This is a genomic window from Parashewanella sp. 2210YD4-3 (genome assembly GCF_056591735.1).
Genome location: NZ_JBWQOG010000012.1, coordinates 88,939 through 106,629 on the forward strand (window position 1 = coordinate 88,939; position 17,691 = coordinate 106,629).

Consider the following 17,691-nt stretch of genomic DNA (forward strand, 5'->3'; position numbering starts at 1 on the left):
AGATAGATAGTGCTTCACTTCTTGTTGAAGGGCTTGAAGGTGAGCACTTTGCTTCACAAGTGGACTTAGTTGTGTTTGTATCTAGAGCTTTATTTCGAACTTCTTTTGTAAAACTTGGCCATTCATCTTGTGCTGGAGTTAAAGCTGGTGCTTGTGGAGTAGAGGAAACTGCCATACTGTTTGTAAGCGTATTACTTAATGAACTTATCGAATGGCATCTAAAATACTCCCTAAGCACTGTATAAGGACTGAATTTTTAGTGCTTATTTTTGAGGAAGTGTTTTGAAAAAGGTGCTCTGCATAAAGTGATTTAATATCATTAGGTTTTTGTCGTTTATACAGAGCAGAGGTCAGCTAGATTATTTATCTTCAGGTACATAACCTTCAATTTTTACGTCTTTTCCTTCAAACAAAAATTCAACCATGTTTTTTTCGAGTAGCTGACGATCATCGGCATTCATCATATTGAGTTTATGTTCATTGATAAGCATGGTTTGTTTTTTTTGCCATAAACCCCAAGCTTCTTTACTGATGTTGTCAAAAATACGCTTACCAATTTCCCCTGGGTACAGTTGAAAGTCTAGGCCGTCTGCTTCTTTATTTAAGTACACGCAGTTTACTGTGCGAGCCATATTTTATTCCTCATTATTAATCGATCTTACTTCGGCTAAGATCTTTTCCGTAGCGGCCGCTAGCCCCACTTTTTCAGGTTGTTTTAAATTAAACCAAAGCTCCGAATAAGTGCTGGAATCTAGTAGCTCATTAACTTGGTGGTGATTATCGTCTAAGTCTATCAAAGAAGTACTAATATCTAAATGATAGTGACTAAAGGTATGTCTAAACCCTGATAGGCGTTTAATTTTCTTGGTTTGTGAAGAAATTTTTATTACGAATGCTTCTAAGTCAGCATTCGTTTCAAATTCGGGGAAGCACCATAGCCCTCCCCATATTCCTTTTGATGGACGCTGCTTTAATAATACTTTTCCATCTTGTTTGATTACTAAGAAATGGGCAGCCTTAACAGGTTTTTCTGTTTTAGGTTTCTTGCCTGGATAATCAGTTTGATTTCCTTGGCGCTGAGCTTGGCAATCAATAGCAACAGGGCATTGCTCACATTTAGGCTTTGAGCGAGTACAAATCATGGCGCCTATATCCATCATGGCTTGATTGTACTTTTGAATTTCACCTTGGGGTGTATATTGCTCAGCAATTCCCCATAATTGACTTTCAACGGTTTTCTTTCCCGGCCAACCTGCAATAGCGCCATGACGGGCTAATACACGCTTTACATTGCCATCCAAAATAGAATGGTGTTGACCGAGTGAAAGAGAAAGAACTGCCCCTGCTGTTGAGCGACCGATACCGGGAAGGTCTAATACATCATAGAAGGACTCAGGAAATTCACCTTTGTGCTTATCTCGTATAAGTTGAGAAGCTTTATGTAAGTTTCTTGCTCTAGCGTAGTAACCAAGTCCAGTCCAATGATGGAGGACTTCATCTTGTTCGGCATTAGCTAAATCTAAAACACTGGGAAAGCTTGCCATGAATTTTTCAAAGTAGGGAATAACCGTAGCGACTTGAGTTTGCTGAAGCATGATCTCAGAAACCCATACTTTATATGGGGTTTTACTCTGCTGCCAAGGTAAGGTTTTACGTCCGTGAATATCGTACCAGTTGATAATACGATCTGAAAAAGAGGGTATTTTTGTCATGGCGGCAGTGTAATCGGCATCGATTAACGACACAAGGGACTTGCACTGTTTTTCACTTTGTAGATAATGCTCCATCTTTGATGAAATTGTTGAGAACAGAGGCAATAATGAGCGAAGTTACCACCGCTGAATTTAATGAAGAAGGTAAGTACCTTCGTAAAGTTAGAAGCTTTGTATTACGTGAAGGTCGTTTAACCAAAGGACAAGCCCACGCTATTGAAACTCAATGGCCGACAATGGGGTTAGATTATAGCCCTGAGGCAATTGATTTAAAGTCGGTATTTGGTCGTGAAGCAGACACCGTTCTTGAAATTGGTTTTGGTATGGGCGCCTCATTAGTTGAAATGGCCGCAAATGCTCCAGAGCAGAACTACATTGGTATTGAGGTACATCAACCGGGTGTTGGTGCTTGCTTGGCTAGTGCGGCAGAAGCAGAAGTGACTAACCTTCGTGTATACCACCATGACGCGATTGAGGTATTAGAAAACTCGATTGCAGATGGTTCGTTAGCACGCGTGCAATTATTCTTCCCAGATCCTTGGCACAAGAAGCGTCACCACAAACGTCGTATTGTTCAGCCTGAATTTGTTCAACTGTTAAGACGTAAGTTAAAAGTTGGTGGTGTATTCCACATGGCGACTGACTGGGAAAACTATGCAGAGCACATGTTAGAAGTGATGGATGCGGCTGAAGGGTATAAAAATCAGTCTAAAACGAAAGATTATGTTGAACGTCCAGAGCATCGCCCATTAACAAAATTCGAAGCGCGTGGTCAAAGACTTGGTCACGGTGTTTGGGATCTAATGTTCGAAAAAACGGTATAATTTACTCTATAATCATATTTACCAAGAGTTAGTATTTTTAACTAACTCTTGGTTTTCTAAATTCTTAATCATTTCTGTTTATTTTTCACTTTTAAAATACAATTCCTTTTAAAACATATGTTTATGTGTTTTGGCACAGTTCCTGATATAGCTTTGTCAACTGAATGATAAAAGGAACTTCACCATGACTTTTGCTAAAACCACCACTTCAATGATCATTGCTAGTTCATTTATGGCTTCCTCGGCTTTTGCTCATGATGAGCATCGTCAAGAATGTAATATCTCACTAAACTATGACATCACGGCTTCTTCAAATGAGTTAACTGTAAGTGATAATGGCAATGAACAATACCGCATTGTAGGTGATCGTTTATTTGTTAATGACAAACAAGTTGATTTAGATGCAGGTCAAAAACGTTTGGTTTCTGAATATCGGCAAGAGGTGGTTGACCAAGTTCCTCAAGTGATCGAATTAGTGAATGGGGCTGTAGAGCTAGCGTCTGATGCTATGGGGTCAGCACTTACTCCCCTACTTGGCGATGAAGCGGGTAGTAAGCTTGAAGAAGTTATGGAAAAGGTTCAAGAGCGTATAGGCAAAGTTGCATATCAAGATGGTAACTCTTATCACCTTGGTGCTACTGAATCTACGATTGATCAAGCATTTGACCAAAACTTCGAAGAAGAAATCGAAAATGCAGTGAAAAGCTCCATTGGCAGTATTCTTATGAATGTTGGTGCTGCATTAATGTCATCGGATGGCGGAAGCTTCAGTGAAAAACTGACCGCATTCGAGCAAAAAATGGAAACAATGGCGGAAGATTTAGAGACTAGTGTCGAAGCACAGGCCGCCGATTTTGAACAACAAGCTGATCAAATGTGCGATAACTTCAAGTCTTTGGCTAAATTAGAGCAAGAAGTAAGATTGGCGATTCCTGAGTTAAAAGCTTTACCAATAACTATTAACAACCAGAAAGTACATAAAGAACATAGTATTTAAGTTTTAAAGTAACCTTTCCCTTATATTATCTTCCCTTATCTCCTTGGAAGTTCAGGCGCTCTCGTAGCGCCTTTTTTTATTGATTCAGGTAAAGTACATCAATCGAAGTTTGAGTGTATACTCGTGATACTTGAAAATGCAACTTTCAGGGCTTATTCAGCGTTGCATTATTCGAGGCGTGAAAGTGCAGAACTAGCGGGCTAATTTAAGCTTTCACAACACAGAAGAATCAATGCTGAAATCTTGCATCTTCAGGTATCACGAGTATGGATTTTCAATGGCATTAAGTAATCAGCTGTTATTGTTTTTAGATGTAGTGCAACAAGGTTCATTCACGAAAGCGGCTGCTTTACATGATATGGATAGGTCATCTTTGTCAAAAAAAATAAAACAGTTAGAAAGGGATTTAGGGGTTACGCTGCTTAATCGTTCTACTCGCTCGTTTTCGTTAACTCATGCGGGTGAGGAGGTGCTGGCGACAACTAAAAAGTTAAAAGAAAACTTAGATGAAATAAAATATATTGCCAGCTCATATCAATCAGAACCCAAAGGCCGGCTGAGAGTTACATCTCCTATTTATTTCGGGCACGAGTATTTATCGCCTGTGATTGCTGATTTTATTAAGAAGTACCCGGAAATTGAAATTGAACATTCGATGTCAGATATAAAATCAGACATCATTACTGATAATTTTGATTTGGCTTTTCGTTTAGGAAAATTAGCAGATTCAAGATTGATAGCGAAAAAAATCGCTGATGCACATTTTGTTTTAATTGCGTCACGTGACTTTTATGAGACAAATGGTCGACCGAATACGCCTCAAGAAATTGAGAAGCTACCCTGTGTTATCTATAAAAACTCAGAAGTAACGCTAGACCAACTTACCTTAATAAATAAAAGCTCTAATGAGGAATACTCTAATATTCGGTTACATGGGCGTATTAAAGTCAGCAATGTCAGAACCTTAATCGATGCCGTTAGTGATGGTTTAGGGTTTGCGGTTATTGATGCCTCTAATCTGCATGATAGTTTGTCAGAGTTAGGGCTGGTCACCTTATGTCCAGAGTACAGTGTCTCTAATAGAAACACTGGAATATATGCCTTATACCCAAACATAAAATGCTCATTATTAGCGAAGCAGTTTCTTCAGGCCGTGGAGGAATATGTTGAAAACCCTCCACGTTGGCTGGCTAATTTAGACTAAATTAACCTCAGCTCTGTATAACGAAATCAATAAGGTTTTGATTTTAAATCTGAGCCTTAAATTTTTATCTACAGTGCGGCTAATTATGTGTAGTTCAAGGCAGCACAGTCCGTAATAGCTGGTCTATTTCGGGATGTGCTAACACTGAAATACGCTTAAGTAGCTGTACTGTAGGGGTTGGCTTATCCAGAACTGAGGTTAAATTACAGTCACTACATCTGCCATAGGAAGTCGAGCTTTAGGTTTGCCATGGTTATAATCTTCACCTTCTAGGTGGTAACCCATTGCTAATGCAAAGTCACATTCATAACCATTAAGTTCATCTGCAAATTCTTTTGAGATCATGTCTGCATCTACGCCTTCCATCGGCGTAGATGCAATCCCTAGGCGTGCCAATACATGTAAGGTATTACCGACGGCAATGTAAGTCTGTGCTTTTGTCCAATCTCTATTATGTCCTGTTTCATCAGTATTTAATTCAGCAAAAGCAAATGCACCATTAAGCATGTTGTCATAATTTTCAGCAGGTAAGTGACCAGAGGAAACTTCAGCATCAACTACCTTTCTATAATCCTCTTTATTAAATTTCGGATTATGAGCGAACAAAATAATGTGTGATGCTTCGGTGGCATGTGGTTGATTAAATTGGAACATATTGGCGAACGTATTATGGAAACGCTGTTTTGCCTCATCACTTTCTAGGAAAATGAATTTCCATGGTTGTGAGTTAATTGAAGATGCAGATAGACGAATTGATTGTTTAATAACTTCAATGTCTTCTGAAGAAATACGCTTCGTAGGATCATACTTTTTAGTGGTATAGCGATTGTTTAAGTCTGTGATAATAGGATGTGACATGGTGTTTAACCTCAATGCTTTCGAATTGAGGGCATCATAGAAGTTTATGATGGCTGAATAAATAACAATTGCTTCCAATCACTGTGGAATAAAATACCTACAATCTCAGAAGAAGAACACACCTGCACCAACATGGTGCGCTGACATTTGTGTTGGTGCGAAATTATTCCTCTTACTTATTTTTATAATCAATTTTGACATTTAAGGATTGATTAATTATTCGTTTTTGTTGGTAAAAAACTAGGTGATGTAAGGGTTTACCCCTATTAATAACTTCAATGAAAGGAGCAAACTCTAACTTTGGCAAAGTTTCTGCTTTTAACAAATTTCAAACATTTGTGTGGAGGCGTCATGAAACTTGTTACTGCGATAATAAAACCATTTAAATTAGAAGATGTTAGAACAGGGCTAACAGAACTTGGTATTACAGGACTTACGGTTACTGATGTAAAAGGCTTTGGTCGACAAAAGGGAAAGACTGAGTTGTATCGTGGGGCTGAATATTCCATGGACTTTTTACCAAAAGTTAAAATCGAAGTTTTAGTCGATGAAGAATTATCAGAACAATTGATTGAAACCATCATATCTTTAGCCAATACAGGCCGCATTGGTGATGGAAAAATTTTTATTACTCCTGTTGAAGATGTAATCAGGATCCGTACTGGCGAAACTGGCATCGATGCAATTTAACAAGGAGTGATAATTCAATGGAACAATATCTTTCTTTATCTTATGCGCTAAATACGTTTTATATTCTTACTTCAGGTGCGCTGGTGATGTGGATGGCAGCCGGTTTTTCTATGCTTGAAGCTGGCTTGATCCGCACTAAGAATACAACAGAAATACTGACCAAAAACGTAGCATTGTACTCAATTGCTTGTGTTGCATTTTTAATTACTGGCTATGCCATGATGTATGGCGGTGAGCAAGGTGGGATTTGGATCAATGTCGGCACTTTGCTTAATGAAGAAAACTCGGTCGAACAGGTGCTTTTTGCAAAAGAGGACTCAATCGTTTTCTCAAATTACGCGGATTTTTTCTTTCAGATGGTTTTTGTAGCAACAGCACTTTCTATTGTTTCAGGTGCAGTGGCTGAAAGAATGAAATTAAGTGCATTTTTACTCTTTAGTATCGTTATGGCTGGCTTTATTTACCCTGTTCAAGGCTTTTGGAACTGGGGAGGCGGGTTTCTTTCTACTGCGGGGTTTTATGATTTTGCAGGTTCTGGCACTGTTCATTTAGCAGGAGCGGCAGCAGCCTTAGCAGGTGTACTTTTTATTGGGCCGCGTTTAGGCAAATATACTAATAAAGGGATAAATCCAATTCCGGGCGCGAACCTTCCTTTAGCTACTCTAGGTACAATGATTTTGTGGATGGGGTGGTTAGGCTTTAATGGTGGCTCTCAACTAGCAATTGCTGATGTTGAAAACGCTAATGCGGTTGCTAAAATCTTTGTTAATACTAATACGGCGGCTGCTGGTGGAGTGATCGGCTCGTTGGTGTTGTCTAAATTAATCTTTAAGAAAATCGATTTAACTATGCTGCTAAATGGCGCTTTAGCTGGTTTAGTTGTTATCACAGCAGATCCATACTCTCCTTCAGTCTTATGGACATTATGTTTTGGTATGATTGCAGGGGCGATTGTATTTTTATCCATTATTGCGCTGGATAAGTTTAAAATTGACGATCCTGTTGGTGCTATCTCTGTGCATGGTGTCGCAGGAATATTAGGTTTGCTATTTGTTCCTATTACTAATGATGAAACCTCCTTGTTTTATCAGATTTTAGGTATTGCTATGATCTTTGCATGGGTGTTTGTTGTTTCGTTAGGTCTTTGGTGGATACTTGATAAGTTGGTTGGGTTAAGAGTGAGCAAAGAGCAAGAGCTGCAAGGTTTAGATCTTTTAGAGTGTGGTATGGAAGCTTATCCAGAATTTACAACTCGATGATCAAATTAATGCAGTTAAACATCGTTTAACTGCATTTTGCTATATTTAGCACCTATACCAATTCAATGTTTACCGAGAAAAAACGAATAGTTATTGATTTCTTATAAAAGAATTAAGCCGTAATATTGGTATAAATTAAGTCGTTTGGTGTTTTTAACTTCAAACACCGGTTGAAAAATATAAACACACTGTTTCAATCGCTGGAATATTGTCAACTCAATTTGATATAATGCATAACTAATAACAAATATTCACTTCTGTATTACTCAAATTTTGCAGCTGGTGAACAAATATCTCATTTGATCATACCAAGCGGTATTTACCTCTTAGATCAGATTCGGTGTCAATTGATGTGCGTTACTTGAGGCGGCTTCCATGCTCGAATTGTTAGAACCAATTGCTATTTTCACCCATGTGGCTCGTGCCGGTAGTTTTAGTGCAGCAGCACGTAAATTAGGCATTTCAAAATCAAAAGTTAGTACTCAAGTTGCTGACTTAGAACATAAGCTTGGCATTCAACTTATTCAAAGAACCACGCGTAGCTTAAGCCTTACAGAGGCGGGTAATATGTTGTATGAGCAAGGTGAAGAGTTGCTTAGAGATGTTGAGCAGTCTGTAGCCAGTGTTCATAATCTAAATGAGTCAACACGAGGTGTACTAAAAGTCGGTATTTCTCAATCTTTTGGTACCATGCACATTATCCCTGCTTTGCCTGACTTTATGGCAAAACACCCAGAATTGTCACTACAAGTTAGCTTGCTTGATCACAAAGTTGATGTTGTGAACGAAGGTTTAGACCTGTTGCTAACTATGTCAGAACAACTTCCTCTAGGAATGGTGGCTCGACCACTAATGAAAAGTCAGTTTGTACTGGTGGCCTCTCCAGAATATATCGCAAGATGCGGAGAACCTAAGCGCCCTGAAGATTTGGTTGAGCATAACTGTTTGGTATATCACGGGGAATGGCATGAGCATAGCACATGGCAGTTTAAGCGTGGCGATGACTATTGTGAAATTGGAGTGTCAGGTAACTTTAAAGTAGATAACGCACCAGCGCTTAAATCAGCGGCTGTTAGTGGTTTAGGTGTGGTTTATTTGGCTTCATATTTGTTAGAAGATGAAATTGAAAAGGGCACATTAGTGCCATTGCTTCGAGACTGGCAGTTAAGTCATCACTTACCGTTACAAGCAGTTTATCCACGTCGTAAGCATTTAGCACCTAAAGTTAGCGTGTTCATTGAGTTCATCAAAGAGCATATAGGTACACCGCCATATTGGGATAAAAACCTTGCAAACCTTTATGAAGAAAGGAAGTAGCTTGTTTTTATATGCGGAAAATATGAAAACATTGTTTATGTTTTAGGATACTGTACCGTTTAATTTTTGGCTTGAGTGAAAACTCGAAAAAAAACAGATAGTTGGGTAGTGGTTGCTCTAGGCGGTATTTCTGATGAATAGAGTGTAATGTTAAAATCATGATAACTAGGTATTGAACTCTGTTCTGATATCAATACAATGGCTTCACCGTTACAAAATGATTTGATTCTTATTTGAGATAAGAAACGACCCCTTTTATCTGAGATAGGCAAATCGGTTAATCCAATTAACAAGTTTTGCGATGGTGTCAACAACTCAACCATTTCAAGTTGTTGACTTTGAAACCATTACCCTCATTTGGTTACCCCAGCATTTTGCTGGGGTTATTTTTATCTCTCACCTTGCACTTCAAATTTATCGCTAGCTAAGCGTGCTTTTCCATCGGTATCAATCACCCAGTGTTCACGGTGTACAACACCAAAAGCTTTGTTCATTGTCCAACTTGAGGTCAGAATAAAGCCATTTCCATTTTCTTCAGGTGTCCACGTAACCTCTGTGTAATCGACATCCTTGAAGCCTTGGTCGATGATGTTCTGCCAGAAAGCTTGGATTTCTTCTCTGCCTTTAAAAGTACCGAAAGGCAGTGCTTCCATTACCGTATCTTGCTGATACTGTGCCGCACAACCAGCTGCATCTTGATTATTAAAAGCGGTTTGCCATGCAGCAATACCTTGTTTACACAATTCTAGAGTTTGATTTGAAGACATATTGAGCCTTTCATCGTTAGTGACTTTTCTGAATAGTAAAACTAAAATTGCACCATGAAAACGAAGTAATCAGAAATCACTGTTAGATAAAATGAAACAATTAAGGACGGGCTATGAAGCAATTTAGATATATGTCGGTATTTGCTCATGTGGTAGATAAAGGCTCCATTTCAGCAGCGGCTGAAGCATTGGGTTTATCTAAGTCCGTGATAAGCCAACAACTTAAATTATTAGAAACTGAACTGAATGTTGTGCTTCTAAAGCGCACCACTAGAAGTCAATCGCTTACTTCAGCAGGTGAAGCTTTTTATCAACATTGCAAACAGCTCAATGATCTAGCTGAAAGCGCTTGGTTACAAGCAAAAGAAACTCAGTCGATCCCTAAAGGCAAAGTTAAGATCACAGCTCCTAATGCGTTGATGGATACCATTGTTGTGCCCGCCATCACACAAATAATGCAAATCTATCCAGAACTTGAGCCTGAATTAATCAGTAATGACCGCTTATTGAATCTCAGTAAAGAAGATATCGATTTAGCCATTAGAGTAGGTCCATCGCCAAATAGTGGTATGAAGCAACGCAGGATAGGTCAGTTTATAGACGTGCTATGTGGGCATTCAAGTTTTATGAATGATGGTGTAGATGTGGCTAATGCTTATATTGCCAACAGTTGGCAAGGGGCTCATATTTACCATCAATTTAAGCACCGTAAGACTAAGACCGAATTGGAATTCACCGCTAAAGCTAAATGTGTGGCTAATTCATTTCACACTTGTCTTTCTTTATTGAACAACAGAGTGGGTATCGGAGTCGTCCCTGATTTTTTATTTGAGCAGATGAAGCCCGAGTTAGTGGAAGTATTTCCTGAATATCAGTTACCCATAAATAAGGTTTATGCGGTATACCCATTTATGGAGACTCTACCTTTGAATGTTAGGGTTATTTTGGCTGAGATAGAGAGGCAACTTGGGGCTAAAGGAAACCGTTAAGCAATTATTTTTTGCTTAAATGTTGCTCTAATACAGTAATAGCCTCGGTCTGTTTTTTTTCTCGAGCACGGGACAAAGGTGTCTCAAAATTGTTGTCTCTTAGCTTTGGGTTTGCTCCATTTTTTAAGAGTACTTGGATACATCCGGTATGCCCTTTTTCTGCTGCACAATGTAATAGTGTTTTGCGATCTTTGCCTTTGGAATTGACGAGATCAGGGCGGCGAACCAATAAAGCTTTCAATAATGCAGCCTCACCTTTAAAGGTTAAATAGATTGCAAGATTGTGTCCTTTGATATTCTCTTTGTAAATTAAATTTGGATGCTCATCCAATAGTGTTTTTAATAATCCTAAATCATCACTTTCTGCTGCATAATGCAGTATGTTACAACCCTTTTTGCATGTTGCATCAACATCAGCACTCTTGCTAACCAACAATTCATAAGCCTGTATGCTTCCATTGTAACAAGCGCAATGTAAGGGAGTTATACCTTCTTTGCTGCAAACATCTACACAAATTCCTTTACTTATTAAAAACTCAATACACTGCGTACTGTTATTTGCTGCTGCTATGTGTAGAGCAGTAATTCCTCGCTTATCACAAGCTAAGAGGTCGACTCCATTTGCCCATAATTGCTGTAATTGGGATAAATTATCGCTAGCGCATGCCTCTTTAAGTTGAGTATACGAACTAGACAGCTTTTGAATTATAAATAACTTGAAACTCTCTATAGTGTTTTTGGGTATTTGAGCTAAATGTTTGGGGACAGCTATCGAATAGGCAGTTCCTCTAGATCTTTGTACGAGCTCTACTGGTTCTAGATCTAGAGGTTGCATGGATAAAAATTTAAACGAGCGTATTCGAGCCGTTTTACCCGCTTCGAATTTGATGCCCATTTGATATGTCCATTGATTTGAGTCATTAAATTTTACAGTAAATACTTTACCTGATAACTCTGCAATACGAGTTAAGTCTTTAGTTGACATTTGCCAATGCAAATCTGCAGGTATTTTGACAAAAATAGGTTCTAGTGAAGCAGCCATACGTGTTGTTTCTAAAGAAATTTTTTAGATTGTGAATCAATAAGCTAAAAATAACAGTTAAATATTGTTTAAGTTTGAATAGTCGATTGAGAAATAAGTGAACATACACTTATGTCAATTCCCTAAAACTTAAAATTCATTGTGAGGTGGATAGGCTTATAAGTAGCTATTAATTTTTGGCCAAAGGTTGTCAGATGAGTAGATGGGTATTAAGCAATTATTATGAATCATTAATATGACAATTGATTGTTCAAGTTATAAACTTTTTATATGACTTAATTGCGGGAAAGGGTATGACTGTTTCAGGAGTTCGTCCAGTGAGCGCTGCTTGGGTAGATACGCCTTTAAAACCCAAGGAAATGCGTATAGCAGAAATCAAGAGTTATCTATCAAAAAGTGAATGGAAAGATTTGGTTAGCTTGGTTCAATTGCTGACAGATACAGATCCAAGTTCGCATGAGAAAAAATTGGTTTGCAGTATTGTAAAACCAACAGAGCTTGCATACGTTTTAACTACGGAAGATAACATGGAAAAACTTTATTCAAATGCTACTAAATTTGGATTGCTTGAACGGCTAAGTAAGAATGAGCTCAAACCAACAAGTTTTATGGCGGAGAGTTTATCCCTGTTTGAAGGTGAGCAAAATTTTGACCCAGACAATTTTGGTACAACAGAGCATGGAGGTTTGCGAAAAGTTGAGCCTAATGGAACAATTACATATTCAACAAACCATGGAACCTTAAATCTTCCCAATGAAGGTAAATAGCTTATCAAGTCTCTACCACGAAAATAAAAAAGTGCGGAAATGCTTATGGGAAATCTAGAGGGCGTCCTCTAAATTCCCATTAAAATAAGAATGCCTTATTCAACTATGCAAATCACAACCCTCGATTCTTATAATACTCAACCTCAGAAATCATATGATAAGCACCAACTTGCTTCTGGAATTTAGAATAAGATTCCATCACCTTTGCAAACATAGGATCGGCAGCCGCTTGTTCAGCTAGGACTTCAGCACTGGCTTTTTTCAATGCTTTCATTACGTCTTCGGGTAAGGTTTTAACCTCAACACCATGTTTGGTTTTTAAGGTTTCTAAAGCGGCATTATTTCGAGCAGTGTATTCATCAAGCATATCTTGGTTGACGGCTCGAGTAGCAACCTCAACAATCTTTTGTAGATCTTTAGGTAGTTCATTGTAGGCTTTTTCATTTACAGTGAACTCAAGCATTGCACCCGGTTCATGCCAGCCAGAAGCGTAATAATGATCAGTTACCTTGTGAAAGCCAAAAGCTAAATCATTGTATGGGCCAACCCATTCTGTGGCATCAATGGCGCCTGATTGCAAAGAGGTAAATAGCTCACCGCCTGTTAACGCGACCGGAATTGCACCAAGCTTTTGAATCACCTCGCCACCTAAACCCGGAATGCGCATTTTAAGACCTTTTAAATCGTTTATTGAGTTGATTTCTTTTTTAAACCAACCCGCTGATTGTACTCCTGTATTACCGCCTGCAAATGGTATTACGCCAAAAGGTTTGTAGAGTTCACGCCATAATTCAAGACCACCACCATAATGAAGCCAGCCATTGGTTTCTTGAGCATTTAAGCCGAAAGGTAATGCAGTAAAAATAGGCGCGGCAGCCATTTTACCTTTCCAGTAATAAGCGGCGGCGTGTCCCATTTGTGCAGAACCTTGAGAGACAGCATCAAACACTTGGAATCCCGGTACAATTTCACCAGCGCCGTAGACTTTAATGTTCAGTCTGCCGTTACTCATTTCATTCACTTGTTTAGCGAAGTTTTCTGGCGCAGTACCTAACCCCGGAAAGTTTTTAGGCCAACTGGTGACTAACTTCCAGTTATAAATCTTCTGTTCGGCGGCTACTTTTTTCGTTGAGTCGTCCTTACCACAGCCTACCAATAAGGGCAGGGAGGCAATCCCGATAAATAGTGTTTTTATCCATTTGTTCATTATTAATTCTCCATTTAACTGTAAATTATCTTTGGAAGACTCGTTGCCATTTCTGGCCATATAGCTAGTGCTATCATCAGTAATACTTGCATCAAAATAAAAGGAATAACCCCTTTGTATATTGCTGATGTTTTCACTTCTTTTGGTGCTACGCCTCGTAAATAAAACAAAGCAAAGCCAAAGGGCGGGGTTAAAAATGAGGTTTGTAAATTAATGGCTATCATTATGCCTAGCCAAATAGGATCAACGCCCATCATAAATAAAGCAGGAGCAACCAGAGGGACGACGACAAAGGTGATTTCGATAAAGTCTAGAATGAAGCCAAGTAAAAAAATCACTGCCATCACGATCAAAATAGCACCAAACTGACCGCCTGGAATGTTTTCAAACATAGAGTGAACGAGTTCTTCACCGCCAAAGCCACGAAACACTAGAGAAAAAATAGAAGCACCAATCAGGATCATAAACACCATCGAAGTAATGGTGGTGGTGTTGATGGTGACCTCTTTTAATGTCTCTATAGATAACTTCTTTTTAAGCAGAGCGATCACTAAAGCACCAAAAGCCCCAATACCTGCCGCTTCAGTCGGTGTGGCGTAACCTAATAAAATAGAACCTAATACCAGTATGATTAATACCAACGGTGGGATTAAGCCTGATAACAACTCACTAAGTTTAAGTTTGGATTCTTGGGTTTGCTTAGGTGTCCATTCTGGTTTGAAAATACCAATCATCAAGGAGTAAATGAGGTACAAACCCACAAGTACCAAGCCGGGAATGATAGCAGCGGCAAAGAGATCACCAACAGAAATCGTTTCAGGCGAGAATATGCCTTGAGACATTTGTGCTTGCTGATAAGCACTTGATAACACATCACCCAACAGTACCAAGGCAATTGATGGTGGAATGATTTGGCCAAGTGTACCTGTTGATGCAATTACACCTGTAGCATAGCTTTGGTTATATCCGTGCTTAAGCATTGTCGGCAAAGACAATAAACCCATAGTGACAACGGTTGCACCAACAATTCCGGTACTTGCCGCCATTAATGCGCCGACAATGATAACGGCGATTCCCATACCTGCAGGCAGTCTGCCGAACGCACTTGTTAAAGACAGTAATAGTTCTTCGGCAATTTTAGATTTTTCTAGCATTACGCCCATAAACACAAATAGTGGTACGGCTAATAATGTTTGGTTGGTTAAAATGCCGAACAATCGACTTGGTAGGGCATTGAGTAAGGTGAAATCAAATGTCCCTGTTACCAAACCAATAGTGGCAAAGATTAGCGCCGTACCAGCCAGTGAGAAGGCAACAGGGTAACCCAGCATCAATACCACACATGTGACGACAAACATTAAGATGGCAATCCACTCCATTAGTTTGCCCCCTTAATGAATATCATCTTTAAAATATCAGCAATTGTCTGAAGAATTAATAACACGGGGGTGATGATGAGTAGGGACTTAAGAATGAATAAAAGCGGTAATCCGCCAGCTTCTTGAGAAGACTCTAAAATAGACCAAGATTGGGTAACGTATTGCCAGCTCATGATTAAGATGAAGCCACAAGTGGGTAATAGAAAAAAGATATGCCCAAACAGGTTAACTTTATTTTGTTTTGCTTTTGGTAAGCTGCGATAGAATATATCGACTCGTACATGTTTATCGATGAGCAATGTGTAGCTCATTGCTATCATCAATACAAAAGCGTGCATGTAAAGTACGCTTTCTTGTAGCCAAATCCAGCCTATGTCAAAGCCATATCTTAGAATAACAACCGTCGTCATGGTGAGCACCATGAGTAATGTTAACCACGCAATCCCTTTTCCTGAGATTGTAGATAGCTTATCAATCTGAGTTAGAAGCTTTTCTGTTCCTTCCCCTTGTTGCACGGTACAGCCTTATAATAATTTTTATGTGGCTTTTTTATACCGAATGATGGTTTTTATAGCAATATATACTTTAGGATAATAGAGGGACGTACGTTACTTTTAGTGGTAGATAAACAATCTGCTTTCAGTATAAAAAAGGCAGCTAATCAGCTGCCTTTATTTTCATATATAAAATGGTTTACATGCTTTGTGGGTTTGCAATCCAGTTATCTACTTTTTGCTCCAACACATCTAATGGCACTGGGCCGTTTTTCAGAACTAGAGTATGGAAGTCACGGATATCAAACTTATCACCCATTTGCTTTTCAGCTTTGGCGCGTAGCGCTTGGATTTTGATCATACCAATCTTATAAGCGGTAGCTTGTGATGGCATTACAATGTGACGCTCAACCATTTTAACGGCATCAGATACCGCGTTTGGTGTGTTGTCTGTGTAGTATTTAATACCTTGTTCACGAGTCCATTTCTTTTCGTGAATACCAGTATCAACCACTAGACGGCAAGCGCGCCATAGTTCCATCGCTAAGCGACCAAAATCAGAATATGGATCTTTGTATAAGCCCATCTCTTTAGGGAAGTTCTCAGTATAAAGTCCCCAACCTTCTACATAAGCGGTATAGCGGCCATATTTACGGAACTTTGGAATGCCTTCTAACTCTTGAGAGATAGCAATCTGCATGTGGTGCCCCGGCAAACCTTCGTGGTATGCCAATGCTTCCATTTGATACTTAGGCATAGCCTTCATATCGTACAGGTTAGCGTAGTACATACCTGGGCGAGAGCCGTCCGGCGCTGGTTGTTGATAGAATGCTTTACCTGCTGACTTTTCACGGAACGCTTCAACACGCTGAACGATCAAAGGTGCTTTAGGTTTGATCTTGAACACTTCATCTAAGCGAGACTGCATATTGTCGATTATCGCAGTGGCTTCTTTTAGGTAAGCTTTACGGCCTTCTTCGGTATCAGGGTAGTAGAATTGCTCATCATCACGCATGAATTTGAAAAATTCTTGCAATGAACCTTTAAAGCCCACTTTCTTCATAATAGCGCGCATTTCATTGTGAATGCGGGCGACTTCTTTCAAACCAAGTTCGTGGATTTGGTCTGCTGTCATGTCGGTGGTAGTCGTACGAGCAAGCGCGTTGTTATAGAAAGTTTCACCGTTTGGTAGCTTCCAAGCACCGTCACGAGTGTCCGCTTTTGCTTGCAGGTTCTTAGCGTAAGCAATGAACTGTTTATAGGCAGGGCCAACACTCTTGAGTAAAGCTTTGTTAGCGTCAGCAATAAGCTGATCTTTTTCTGCTTGGCTGATTTCAAGCTTGTTCACTTTACGTTTAAAATCAGCTAACAATACGCTGTCTTCACCTTTAGCGAAAGGAGCGCCTTTGATGATGTTATTGCTGTCAGAAATCACGTAGTTGAATACGAACTTAGGGGCAATAATGCCTTTGTCAGCACGAATTGTTAGTGCATCTTCTAATTGCTCAAAACGCGCTTTAACGCCGTTTAAGCGGCTGATGTAGGCGTTTGCGTCATCAACATTATCAATACGATGTTGATTGATTAAGAATGACGGAGTTGTTGAGTGAACGCCATACATTTGGTTCACTGGGTAGGTGTGATAGCGCCACTGATAGTCTGCAATGTCTTGCTCTAAGCTTTGCTTAAGTAGGTCATAACTTAGTTTGGTCTGAGTATCTAGTGTTGAGTAATCAATGTTATCAAGCTGTTTAAGATTGCGTTTTGTACGAGCAAGATCTTCAGCGTATGACTTTTCACTTAAATCGTCCCACTTACCGTAATCTTTTTTAATGCCTAAATAAGTTTGGCTTACTGGGCTAGCCATTACTGATTCCATAAACATGTCGTCAAACAGTTTATTGGCTTTCTCAGATTCAGACTGCTTAGTAATCACACTTTTAGCTGACTCTGGAGCTGGTGCTGTGTTACAGCCTGTGAGTAGAAGTGAAAGAGATACAGCTACTGCACTTAATGATGTTTTTATAGACATAACAAAACCACGGTTTCTTTGACAAACTGTGATTTTAATCAAGTTATAAATTCAATAACAGCTGCGAATGTTAGCAAATGTTTCAACAATGCGGTAAATGAGTAAATCTTGACCATAACTAAACGGTGAATTAGAGTGGATTTTCTATTCTAT

At 39.2% G+C, this 17,691-nt stretch carries 18 protein-coding genes; 9 read left to right on the top strand and 9 right to left on the bottom strand.

Going from position 1 to position 17,691, the window contains the following annotated elements:
• Positions 1-71 precede the first annotated feature (71 nt).
• Positions 72-245: a hypothetical protein gene (locus AC1EU0_RS16205; protein WP_480303609.1), complete on the top strand. Its 174-nt coding sequence runs from the start codon at positions 72-74 to the stop codon at positions 243-245.
• A 114-nt stretch (positions 246-359) separates the two neighbouring features.
• Here the strand turns inward: AC1EU0_RS16205 and AC1EU0_RS16210 are convergent, their stop codons facing one another.
• Together AC1EU0_RS16210 and mutY are read right to left on the bottom strand one after the other, a co-directional pair.
• The gene (locus tag AC1EU0_RS16210) at positions 360-632 is read right to left on the bottom strand and encodes an oxidative damage protection protein (RefSeq protein ID WP_480303610.1); all 273 of its coding nucleotides are present in this window, start codon (positions 630-632) and stop codon (positions 360-362) included.
• A gap of 3 nt (positions 633-635) precedes the next feature.
• Positions 636-1,712 carry an A/G-specific adenine glycosylase gene (mutY, locus tag AC1EU0_RS16215; protein WP_480303658.1) on the bottom strand — a complete coding sequence of 359 codons (1,077 nt, stop codon included), beginning with the start codon at positions 1,710-1,712 and terminating at the stop codon, positions 636-638.
• A gap of 107 nt (positions 1,713-1,819) precedes the next feature.
• Here mutY and trmB point away from each other — a divergent pair, with 107 nt between their 5' ends.
• The 3 genes from trmB to AC1EU0_RS16230 all read left to right on the top strand — a co-directional run bounded on the left by trmB (position 1,820) and on the right by AC1EU0_RS16230 (position 4,737).
• The gene (gene trmB, locus AC1EU0_RS16220; protein WP_480303611.1) at positions 1,820-2,536 is read left to right on the top strand and encodes a tRNA (guanosine(46)-N7)-methyltransferase TrmB; all 717 of its coding nucleotides are present in this window, start codon (positions 1,820-1,822) and stop codon (positions 2,534-2,536) included.
• A 184-nt stretch (positions 2,537-2,720) separates the two neighbouring features.
• Positions 2,721-3,533 (top strand): YggN family protein, encoded by an 813-nt coding sequence (locus AC1EU0_RS16225; protein WP_480303612.1) that lies wholly within the window; start codon positions 2,721-2,723, stop codon positions 3,531-3,533.
• A gap of 277 nt (positions 3,534-3,810) precedes the next feature.
• Complete coding sequence (locus AC1EU0_RS16230) at positions 3,811-4,737, top strand: LysR family transcriptional regulator (protein WP_480303613.1); 927 nt, start codon at positions 3,811-3,813, stop codon at positions 4,735-4,737.
• A 198-nt stretch (positions 4,738-4,935) separates the two neighbouring features.
• Here the strand turns inward: AC1EU0_RS16230 and AC1EU0_RS16235 are convergent, their stop codons facing one another.
• Positions 4,936-5,595 (bottom strand): nitroreductase family protein, encoded by a 660-nt coding sequence (locus tag AC1EU0_RS16235; RefSeq protein WP_480303614.1) that lies wholly within the window; start codon positions 5,593-5,595, stop codon positions 4,936-4,938.
• A gap of 351 nt (positions 5,596-5,946) precedes the next feature.
• On the opposite strand from AC1EU0_RS16235, the gene AC1EU0_RS16240 reads away from it, so the two are divergent.
• The 3 genes from AC1EU0_RS16240 to AC1EU0_RS16250 all read left to right on the top strand — a co-directional run bounded on the left by AC1EU0_RS16240 (position 5,947) and on the right by AC1EU0_RS16250 (position 8,861).
• Positions 5,947-6,285: a P-II family nitrogen regulator gene (locus AC1EU0_RS16240; protein WP_480303615.1), complete on the top strand. Its 339-nt coding sequence runs from the start codon at positions 5,947-5,949 to the stop codon at positions 6,283-6,285.
• 17 nt (positions 6,286-6,302) lie between these two features.
• Positions 6,303-7,544 carry an ammonium transporter gene (gene amt, locus AC1EU0_RS16245; protein WP_480303616.1) on the top strand — a complete coding sequence of 414 codons (1,242 nt, stop codon included), beginning with the start codon at positions 6,303-6,305 and terminating at the stop codon, positions 7,542-7,544.
• A gap of 375 nt (positions 7,545-7,919) precedes the next feature.
• Positions 7,920-8,861 carry a LysR family transcriptional regulator gene (locus AC1EU0_RS16250; protein ID WP_480303617.1) on the top strand — a complete coding sequence of 314 codons (942 nt, stop codon included), beginning with the start codon at positions 7,920-7,922 and terminating at the stop codon, positions 8,859-8,861.
• 389 nt (positions 8,862-9,250) lie between these two features.
• Here AC1EU0_RS16250 and AC1EU0_RS16255 read toward each other — a convergent pair whose 3' ends face one another.
• A complete protein-coding gene (locus AC1EU0_RS16255) occupies positions 9,251-9,628 on the bottom strand; it encodes a YybH family protein (protein ID WP_480303618.1) in 378 nt (125 codons plus the stop codon).
• A gap of 113 nt (positions 9,629-9,741) precedes the next feature.
• Between AC1EU0_RS16255 and AC1EU0_RS16260 the strand changes: the two genes are divergently transcribed.
• Positions 9,742-10,617 (top strand): LysR family transcriptional regulator, encoded by an 876-nt coding sequence (locus AC1EU0_RS16260; protein ID WP_480303619.1) that lies wholly within the window; start codon positions 9,742-9,744, stop codon positions 10,615-10,617.
• A 4-nt stretch (positions 10,618-10,621) separates the two neighbouring features.
• On the opposite strand, the gene AC1EU0_RS16265 is transcribed toward AC1EU0_RS16260, so the two are convergent.
• Positions 10,622-11,659, bottom strand: a complete 1,038-nt coding sequence (locus tag AC1EU0_RS16265) for an ankyrin repeat domain-containing protein (RefSeq protein WP_480303620.1) — start codon at positions 11,657-11,659, stop codon at positions 10,622-10,624.
• A gap of 293 nt (positions 11,660-11,952) precedes the next feature.
• Between AC1EU0_RS16265 and AC1EU0_RS16270 the strand changes: the two genes are divergently transcribed.
• Positions 11,953-12,426, top strand: coding sequence for a hypothetical protein (locus AC1EU0_RS16270; RefSeq protein WP_480303621.1), 474 nt, complete (start codon positions 11,953-11,955; stop codon positions 12,424-12,426).
• Positions 12,427-12,538: 112 nt separating this feature from the next.
• Here the strand turns inward: AC1EU0_RS16270 and AC1EU0_RS16275 are convergent, their stop codons facing one another.
• The 4 genes from AC1EU0_RS16275 to AC1EU0_RS16290 form a co-directional block, all read right to left on the bottom strand.
• Positions 12,539-13,633, bottom strand: a complete 1,095-nt coding sequence (locus AC1EU0_RS16275; protein WP_480303622.1) for a TRAP transporter substrate-binding protein — start codon at positions 13,631-13,633, stop codon at positions 12,539-12,541.
• Between the two features lie 14 nt (positions 13,634-13,647).
• Positions 13,648-15,012, bottom strand: a complete 1,365-nt coding sequence (locus tag AC1EU0_RS16280; protein ID WP_480303623.1) for a TRAP transporter large permease — start codon at positions 15,010-15,012, stop codon at positions 13,648-13,650.
• Complete coding sequence (locus AC1EU0_RS16285) at positions 15,012-15,527, bottom strand: TRAP transporter small permease subunit (protein ID WP_480303624.1); 516 nt, start codon at positions 15,525-15,527, stop codon at positions 15,012-15,014. Before AC1EU0_RS16285 ends, AC1EU0_RS16280 begins: the two co-directional genes overlap by 1 nt.
• A 178-nt stretch (positions 15,528-15,705) precedes the next feature.
• On the bottom strand, positions 15,706-17,538 hold the full coding sequence (locus AC1EU0_RS16290) for a DUF885 domain-containing protein (RefSeq protein WP_480303625.1): 1,833 nt from the start codon (positions 17,536-17,538) through the stop codon (positions 15,706-15,708).
• Positions 17,539-17,691 lie beyond the last annotated feature (153 nt).

Bases quoted from the DNA above. Each gene is read 5' to 3' on its own strand.
- AC1EU0_RS16210 (WP_480303610.1), bottom strand. From the start codon at position 632: ATGGCTCGCACAGTAAACTGCGTGTACTTAAATAAAGAAGCAGACGGC.
- mutY (WP_480303658.1), bottom strand. From the start codon at position 1,712: ATGACAAAAATACCCTCTTTTTCAGATCGTATTATCAACTGGTACGAT.
- trmB (WP_480303611.1), top strand. From the start codon at position 1,820: ATGAGCGAAGTTACCACCGCTGAATTTAATGAAGAAGGTAAGTACCTT.
- AC1EU0_RS16225 (WP_480303612.1), top strand. From the start codon at position 2,721: ATGACTTTTGCTAAAACCACCACTTCAATGATCATTGCTAGTTCATTT.
- AC1EU0_RS16230 (WP_480303613.1), top strand. From the start codon at position 3,811: ATGGCATTAAGTAATCAGCTGTTATTGTTTTTAGATGTAGTGCAACAA.
- AC1EU0_RS16235 (WP_480303614.1), bottom strand. From the start codon at position 5,595: ATGTCACATCCTATTATCACAGACTTAAACAATCGCTATACCACTAAA.
- AC1EU0_RS16240 (WP_480303615.1), top strand. From the start codon at position 5,947: ATGAAACTTGTTACTGCGATAATAAAACCATTTAAATTAGAAGATGTT.
- amt (WP_480303616.1), top strand. From the start codon at position 6,303: ATGGAACAATATCTTTCTTTATCTTATGCGCTAAATACGTTTTATATT.
- AC1EU0_RS16250 (WP_480303617.1), top strand. From the start codon at position 7,920: ATGCTCGAATTGTTAGAACCAATTGCTATTTTCACCCATGTGGCTCGT.
- AC1EU0_RS16255 (WP_480303618.1), bottom strand. From the start codon at position 9,628: ATGTCTTCAAATCAAACTCTAGAATTGTGTAAACAAGGTATTGCTGCA.
- AC1EU0_RS16260 (WP_480303619.1), top strand. From the start codon at position 9,742: ATGAAGCAATTTAGATATATGTCGGTATTTGCTCATGTGGTAGATAAA.
- AC1EU0_RS16265 (WP_480303620.1), bottom strand. From the start codon at position 11,659: ATGGCTGCTTCACTAGAACCTATTTTTGTCAAAATACCTGCAGATTTG.
- AC1EU0_RS16270 (WP_480303621.1), top strand. From the start codon at position 11,953: ATGACTGTTTCAGGAGTTCGTCCAGTGAGCGCTGCTTGGGTAGATACG.
- AC1EU0_RS16275 (WP_480303622.1), bottom strand. From the start codon at position 13,633: ATGAACAAATGGATAAAAACACTATTTATCGGGATTGCCTCCCTGCCC.
- AC1EU0_RS16280 (WP_480303623.1), bottom strand. From the start codon at position 15,012: ATGGAGTGGATTGCCATCTTAATGTTTGTCGTCACATGTGTGGTATTG.
- AC1EU0_RS16290 (WP_480303625.1), bottom strand. From the start codon at position 17,538: ATGTCTATAAAAACATCATTAAGTGCAGTAGCTGTATCTCTTTCACTT.